Genomic DNA, 7,079 nt, shown 5'->3' with positions numbered 1-7,079 from the left:
ACGTGTCTCGCGGGGTGCGCGATGACGAGGACGCTTGATGTGGCCAGCCGCACGGAGGGGCGTTGGAGGGCCCGTGATGTGTGGTGTGTGGTGGCGGGTGTTGTGGCGTTGGCGCTTGCGGTGGGGGCTGCTTCGACGGTGGCGGTGCCGGTGGGTAGTGATCTGGGGCTGGTTGCGGTGTTGCCGTTTCCGTTCTGGGTGGGGGTTTTGTTGTTGAATGGTGCTTTTGTTGTGGCGTTGCGGGGGGATGCTGCGGGTCCGGCGCATCGTTTGGTGATGTTGTGGCTGGTTGTGGTGCTGGTGTTGGTGCTTTTTGGGACTGCGGCGTTCGTGACGGATGTGCCGCGGGGTGAGGTGGCGTTCCGTCATTTGGGTATCGCGGATGCTCTTTCCTCGCAGGGGATTACCCCGGATACGGATGCGTATTTTAACTGGCCGGGTTTCTTCGCGTTGCTGGCGGCGGTGTTTGGGGCGACGGGTCTTGATCCGGTGGCTGTTGCTTTGTGGGCGCCGGTGTTCAACGTGGGTTTGTGGCTGGTTGCTGTGGGTGTGCTGACGGGGTTCTTGACGCGGGATCCGCGGCGGCGTTGGCTTGTGTTGTGGGTCTTTTGCCTGGGCTGTTGGCAGGATCAGGACTATTTGTCTCCTCAGGCGTTCGGGTTTTTCCTGTACCTCGTTGTGGTCGCGTTGCTTCTGGGCCCGTTGGCTGCGCGGGCTCCGGTGATCGGCGGTTTCCGGCGGGCCGATGTGGCGGTGTGGTGGCGGGGCCGGTCGCCGGCGGAGCCGTTGCCGGGGCGCCGGGTGGGCGCGCTTGTGGTGGTTTTGTTGCTTATCGCGGTTATCTGCGCGAGCCATCAGTTGACGCCGTTTATGGTGCTCATCGCGGTGACCGCGCTGACTTTGAGCGGGCGTGTCTGGCCCAGCCGGCTGCCGTTGATCACTGTGGTGGTGTTGACGTTGTGGCTGGTCTATCCCGCGAGTGCGTACCTTGTCGGGAACCCGCCGCTGGCGGATGTCGGGCTGCTGGCGGCGACTGATGCGAACGTCATCAATCGTCTGGGCGGGTCTGCCGGGCATGTGCTCGTGGTGCAGTCCCGGATTGTTCTTACCCTGGTGCTGTGGGCGCTTGCCGCGGCGGGGGCGGTGCGCGATTGGCGCAGGGGGCGTCTGGACGTGCGGGTGGTTCTCCTGGCCGTGACCCCGTTGCTGCTCTTTCCCGCGCAGGTGTATGGCGGGGAGATGCTGATTCGTGTCTCGCTGTTCGCGTTGCCTTTCATCGCGGTGCTGGCGTGTTCGGTTCTGCTTCCTGCGGATGGCGGCGCACGCCCGTCCGTCCCGGCCGCGGACGGCGGTCCGCGCCATTCCTTCCCCGCCGCGGACGGCGGCACGCGCCCGTCGTTCCGTGCCGTGGGGGGCCTTGCGCTGACCTGTTGCCTGCTGGCTGTGTTGACCGTGACGGGCCGGTTCGGGAACGCCCAGTATGACGTTTTCACCGACGATGAGATCGCCGCTGTCGCGGCCGTGCATCGTCTCGCGCCGCCGGGTTCGTCGATTATCTCGGCTGCCCACCCGACGCCGTGGCGCAGTGAGGCCTACCTCGACCACCGGGCGCGGACGATCGATGACATGTGCCGGTCGGACTTGTCGACGGCGACGTGCGGGCCGGTCGTGTATGACTTTGCCCGGCATAGCCCTGGCGGTGCCGTCGTGTTGTTCACGCGTTCGGCGGAGGCGAGCCTGGTGCTCCAGGGCGCCAGCACCGCGCAGGACGTCGCGGCCCTGGAGGAATGGTTGGGCGCGCAAAGCGGTGTGGAGCTCGCGTTCAGCAACGGCGACGCACGCGTGTACCGGGTGACACCATGAGCGGGGTCAGCCGGCCCACCGTGGTGCTCGGTCTCGCGGCCCTCGGACTGTCGGTGATGACGATCATCGGGCTGCCGGCCCCGCTGCAGGCGGTCGCTGCGATAGCCGTCCTGATCCTGCTCCCGGGGCAGGCGCTGACCCGGCTCATTCCGGTAACCGATCTTGCGCTCGTGGTGCTGCTTGTCCTGGCGCTCGGTCTGGCCACGCTCACGGCGGTGTCCACCACGATGTTCTACCTCGGCGGGGTCGTTGCCGTCATGTGGGGGATGTACGTGCTCCTCTTCGTTCCCCGCGTGCTGGGACTGCTCGCATGAGCCTCACGGCGCAGTGGCGGCTCCTCAGCGACCTCCACCTCGGCGTGTCAGACGAGGACCCCCGCCACCCCGGCACCATACTCCCCACATTCCTGCACGACGAGGTGCTCGCAGCTTCCGGCCCACAGCAGCACGTTGTCTTCGTCGGTGACACTTTCGAGCTGGTCGGGCTAACCGAGGACGAGAGCCTGGCCCGGCTCGAGTCAATCCTCGCCCGCCACGGCGACACATTCGGGGCGTTGAAGGCGTGCGCCGCACACGGCGTGCAGCTGCACTTCGTGTGCGGCAACCACGATGTGGAGCTGGCCCGGCCCTCGGTTGCCGCCCGCCTGTCGGCGTTGCTGTCACCGGGCGAGTCTACGATGGTCCAGGTGCACCCGTGGTTCCTGCATGTGCCCCATGTGCTTGTGGCCGAGCACGGGCACCAGCACCACGCGCTGCACCGGGTGCCCGAGGTGCTCCGAGCGGCGGTCAACGGCACCGACGAGCTGGACCTGCCGCCGCTCGCTGCCTGGAACGCACATCCGTCTACGTCGCGCCTGAGCCGTGCCGGTGCCGTTGCCCGGGCCTGCCTGGCGTCCGAGCGGGCGGAACGCCGGGTCCGGGGGGTCGCCTACGACGAGCTTTTACAGACCGAGTCACGGCGGCTCGCGCTCGACGGGGTCGCCGTTCGGGACCTGGCGCGCCTGTCCCGGTTCCGGACGGTGTCGGCGCTCCCGGTCGCCGCGACCCGCATGGTGCTAACGGCCGCCGGGCGCAGAAGCGCCGGCGAGGGGGCTCCTGCTGCAGCGGGCCGATTCGTACGTACCCTCGAGGCGCACGGTTCCGGGGTGGCTTGGTACGTTTCGGGTCACACCCACCGCGCCCTCGAGTCGGCGCTCGAAGCGTGCACCACCCGGTACATCAACACCGGCACGTGGTGTTCGGACGTCCGCGGTCGCGGACCTGACCAGTCGGACCGTAGGGCGTTCCCGTATGCCATGGTCGACGTCGCCCGTGACGGCACCACAAGCGGCGGACTGCGGTACTGGCATCCGGACGGCGGTTGAGCCGTACCGGTCTCCGCACCGGCCGGGAGGGCTTCACGCGAGTCCAATGTCAAAGCTTTGCGCACTGACAATGGAGTCGGCTGCCGCTCCCGAGCTTTCGTCTCCGTCCTCGGCCCGCACATCAAGCACCGCCACCCCCGCCCTGCTGTCCTAACCGCCGGAACGCGCCGGTCCTGGTATCAGGTCTTTCCTCGCATCAATGGCAATCCGCCGTGCGCGCTCACGCAGCCGGTTCGCGTACTTCCGCTGTGCCGGCATGGGCAGCGTCCTTCCGGTATTGGAAGCCTCCAGGAAACCTGGTGCGATTCTCGCCCCCGGCACTGGCAGGAGCACGAAATTCCCTAGTAGGCCGCCAAGTAAAAGCGAGTAGTCACTACCGTTGTTTACCTGGCTGGCCTACCATACGGTCAATTACGGCAGCGTCACTCGGCGGGGGTTTCGAACACCTCTCGGGGCACTTGGATGGACTAGTCGTTGGGGCCGAGACACCATCCGACCGACACCACTCAGACAGGGGAGGACCATGCAGACCAAGACCACGACCAAGACCAAAGCACTGCACTTCGACATCCACGGCCGCGTCATGATTCGCGTCGACGCGGAGGCGCCGGCAGCGGCCCAGCTCCAGAGCATGTTGGCGTGTTTCGCCACCGCCACGGAGCGGCCGGCCGACATCGTCGTCGATAACCGGCTGGAGCCGATGCCGGATGCCGGTCTGGTTGAGCACGAGCTCGCGTATACGGACAACAGCGTGCGTTTCCAGGACGATCGGGTCCAGGTCGTGCGGGACGCAGAGCAGTGGCGCATTCATGGTCCGGGCGAGCTGTTGACTTCCGTGGTTCCTGTCCTCGATGCCGCCATGGTCGGGAGAGGCGCTGGCATGATCCACGCTGCGACTATGGCGTACCGCGGTCACGCGATCGCGCTTCCCGCAGCCGGAGGGACCGGCAAGACGAGCACGGCCGCCAAGCTGATGCGGCGCGAGGGGTGGTCGTTCATGGGTGACGACTGGGCCTTCCTCGCCGAGGACGCCACGATGCTCGGCTACGCGAAGCCGATGTTCATCAAGCCGCACCACCGGGCCATCTACCCGCACCTTTTCGAAGGTGTCAGGAAGCCACTGGTCCCCTCACGGCTATCCGACAGCGTCGGCCGTTTCACCACGGTGGTGCACCCCTACGTGATCCGCTATCCGCGCCTCGCGGACTTCTCCCGGCGATGGTCGCCGGAGCACCGCATGGTCGATCCGGGGACCGCGTTCCCGGGGCGGGAAGTGACGACCTCGGCCCCGCTCGGGGCCGCGATCTACGTCGAGCGATACGAGGGCTCCCGGTCCCGGATCGTCGAGCGGACAAGCGATTGGATGGTCGACCGCATGCTCGGCAACTTCCACATCGAGATGGCGGGCTTCTCGCAGCGGGTCGTGACCGGCCTGGCAGCCACGTCCGTCCTCCCGTGGCGCGAACACTTCGCGGCGAAGGGGGTCGTGCTGAGCAAGGCGCTGGACGGACGTCCCTGCCACCTGTTGCAGGTGCCCGCCGCGTACTCGGCGGACGAGGCGTCGGACGACATCGTCCGGTATCTCGAGCAGCTGCTGCCGTCGGTGCTTGACGAGCAGATCTGAGGATGTGGACACAGTGGGTCACAGCCCTTCCGAGGTAACCGCGGTCGTTCCGGCCCGCAACGCGGAGGACCTTCTCCCGCGCTGTCTGGAGTCCCTGCGTCAGTCCGGTGTCGCTGAGATCATCGTGGTGGACGGCTGCTCCACGGACCGAACCGTTGACATCGCCCTCGCGGCCGGTGCCCGGGTCGTGAGTGACGAGGGCCGCGGCCTGCCGTGGGCTCGAACGCTTGGTGTGCGGAGCAGCGGCACCCGTTGGGTCCTGCTCGTCGACGCCGACGTCGTGTTCGGGCCCTCGGGCGTCGCCGACCTGCTCACCGAGTTGGTGGAGAACGGCTACGACGCCCTCCAGGCCGGTTTGGAGAGTGTCGCTGGACCGGGCTACTGGGGGCAGGCGCTGGCACATCACCATCGCACCGGCCGCAGCCGCAACTGGTTCGGGCTCGTAGCGACGATCGTCGACCGGGACCTGATGCTGGGTGTGGGTTTCGATGACTCGTTCAAATCGGGGGAGGACATCGAGCTGCGTTGGCGGATGCGGGATTCAGGGCTGCGAACCGGTGTATCCCGCCGGGTCTTCGTTGAACATCGTTTCGCCGCAGACGACTTCGACTTCGCGCTCGACCAGTTCCTGATGGACGGAACGGGACTGGGCCGGATGGTCCGCAAGCACGGTTTGCGCGGTGCGAGGCTGGCGCTTCTGCCCGCCGCTGCGGCGGTCCGTGGCAGCGCCTTGAGCCTGGCCGAGGGCCAGCCTCGGTGGCTGCGCTACTACGGGGCTTTCTGCTGGTACAACTACGCGGCCATGGCGAGGGGTTTGCGTCGTGAGCACTGAGCGGGGGACCGTTGTCGTGGGCGGTTCGACCGCCCGGCATTCCCCCCTGCGCAGCTCGCTCGGGCTCATCGTGGCCAAGGCCGCCCAAACGGGCGCGGGTTTCGCTTTCTGGGTCGTGGCCGCGCGAGCCGCGTCCGACCGTGAGGTCGGGCTTACCATGGCAGCGGTCTCGGCGGTGATGATCTGCACGCAGCTCGCGGTCCTTGGTACAGGGTCGGCCGTGATCGTGGCTGTGGGGCGGGGCGAGCCGCCCGCGCGGGTGCTGGACGCGGCGTTCGCCATCGTGGGGGTAGCCGGCACTGCGCTGGCCCTCGGTTATCTTGTGCTGCAGTCGGTTATGATGCCGGAGACAGCCTTGGTATCGGTTCTCTTCTGGCTTACATTCCTCGTGGCTGCCGTCACAGGCACCCTGGTCATCGTGCTGGACCAGGCGCTCGTAGCGTTGGGACGCGGTGCCAGCGCGACCTCGAGGTATGTGTTGGGCGGCGGGGTCTCACTCGGGGCCGCTGCGCTCGTGGCTTGGCTGTCACACAGCACCTCCGCCGACGTGCTGATGGCCTGCTGGACCCTCGGGACGACCGTCGCGTGCATCGTCGGTGCGGTCCAGCTGCGAAGACTGGTCGGCTACCGGCCGCGACCGTCCTTGCGCCCGGCGCGCGGCCGTCCACTGCTGGCGATGGGCCTTCCGTACCAGCTCGTCACCCTCACGGAGCGCGCTCCCGGACTGGTGCTGCCGCTCCTGCTCGCGCACATGGTTGCGCCGGAGGCGGCTGCCTACTGGTATCCCGCCTGGATGATGGCCTGGGCCGCCTACTCCGCTCCGATGCTGATGGGCATCGTCCAGTTCTCCGAGGGTGTCCGCGACCCGGACCGCCTGGTGGCAACCACCTGGGCGAGTCTCCGTTGGTCGCTCGCCGTAGGAGGTCTGGCTGCCGCCGTTCTCGCCATCCTCGCTCACCCGCTGCTCGGCCTGCTGGGGGAGCGGTACGCCGATTCGTCCGCCGGTGCCCTGAGGTGGTTGGCGGCCGGACTGGTGCCCTACGCGGTGCTGCAGGCTTACAACGCCGTGTGCCGGGCCCGCGGTACCTACACGGAGGCGATCATAGTCGGCGTGATACTCGGAGTCGCACTCTGCGCCTCGGCGCTATGGGCCGCCGACCAGGGCGCCAGCACCATGGCCCTTGCGTGGCTGGTGGTGCTCTCCATCGGGGCGGCGGCGGTGGGCCTTCGGTTGCTCGCCGTCCTGCGACGTGTCTCGCGGGGTGCGCGATGACGAGGACGCTTGATGTGGCCAGCCGCACGGAGGGGCGTTGGAGGGCCCGTGATGTGTGGTGTGTGGTGGCGGGTGTTGTGGCGTTGGCGCTTGCGGTGGGGGCTGCTTCGACGGTGGCGGTGCC

Annotated in this window: 6 protein-coding genes; all 6 read left to right on the top strand. The window is 67.7% G+C overall.

Translation table 11 applies throughout. The features are described from left to right. On the top strand, nucleotides 1-1,863 hold a 1,863-nt coding region (locus tag AB4Y67_RS18930; RefSeq protein ID WP_441407297.1), incomplete at its 5' end, for a hypothetical protein. Beyond that, entirely contained in the window at nucleotides 1,860-2,177 is a 318-nt protein-coding gene (locus AB4Y67_RS18925) for a hypothetical protein (RefSeq protein ID WP_441407296.1), read from the top strand. The genes AB4Y67_RS18930 and AB4Y67_RS18925, both read left to right, overlap by 4 nt. Then, nucleotides 2,174-3,226, top strand: a complete 1,053-nt coding sequence (locus AB4Y67_RS18920; protein ID WP_441407295.1) for a hypothetical protein — start codon at nucleotides 2,174-2,176, stop codon at nucleotides 3,224-3,226. Before AB4Y67_RS18925 ends, AB4Y67_RS18920 begins: the two co-directional genes overlap by 4 nt. 523 nt (nucleotides 3,227-3,749) lie before the next feature. Beyond that, nucleotides 3,750-4,850, top strand: coding sequence for a hypothetical protein (locus AB4Y67_RS18915; RefSeq protein WP_441407294.1), 1,101 nt, complete (start codon nucleotides 3,750-3,752; stop codon nucleotides 4,848-4,850). Nucleotides 4,851-4,863: 13 nt separating this feature from the next. Beyond that, a complete protein-coding gene (locus tag AB4Y67_RS18910; protein ID WP_441407293.1) occupies nucleotides 4,864-5,682 on the top strand; it encodes a glycosyltransferase family 2 protein in 819 nt (272 codons plus the stop codon). Further along, nucleotides 5,672-6,955 (top strand): lipopolysaccharide biosynthesis protein, encoded by a 1,284-nt coding sequence (locus tag AB4Y67_RS18905; protein ID WP_441407292.1) that lies wholly within the window; start codon nucleotides 5,672-5,674, stop codon nucleotides 6,953-6,955. The genes AB4Y67_RS18910 and AB4Y67_RS18905 overlap by 11 nt, the downstream gene beginning before the upstream one ends. The last annotated feature ends 124 nt before the right edge of the window (nucleotides 6,956-7,079 follow it).

Source organism: Arthrobacter sp. YAF17 (assembly GCF_052113365.1).
Taxonomy (GTDB): Bacteria; Actinomycetota; Actinomycetes; order Actinomycetales; family Micrococcaceae; genus Arthrobacter.
Note: the sequence above shows the minus strand (reverse complement) of the source record. Positions and strands in the feature narration are given on the sequence as shown.

Coding starts and splice junctions, on each gene's coding strand:
- AB4Y67_RS18925 (WP_441407296.1), top strand. CDS start 1,860: ATGAGCGGGGTCAGCCGGCCCACCGTGGTGCTCGGTCTCGCGGCCCTC.
- AB4Y67_RS18920 (WP_441407295.1), top strand. CDS start 2,174: ATGAGCCTCACGGCGCAGTGGCGGCTCCTCAGCGACCTCCACCTCGGC.
- AB4Y67_RS18915 (WP_441407294.1), top strand. CDS start 3,750: ATGCAGACCAAGACCACGACCAAGACCAAAGCACTGCACTTCGACATC.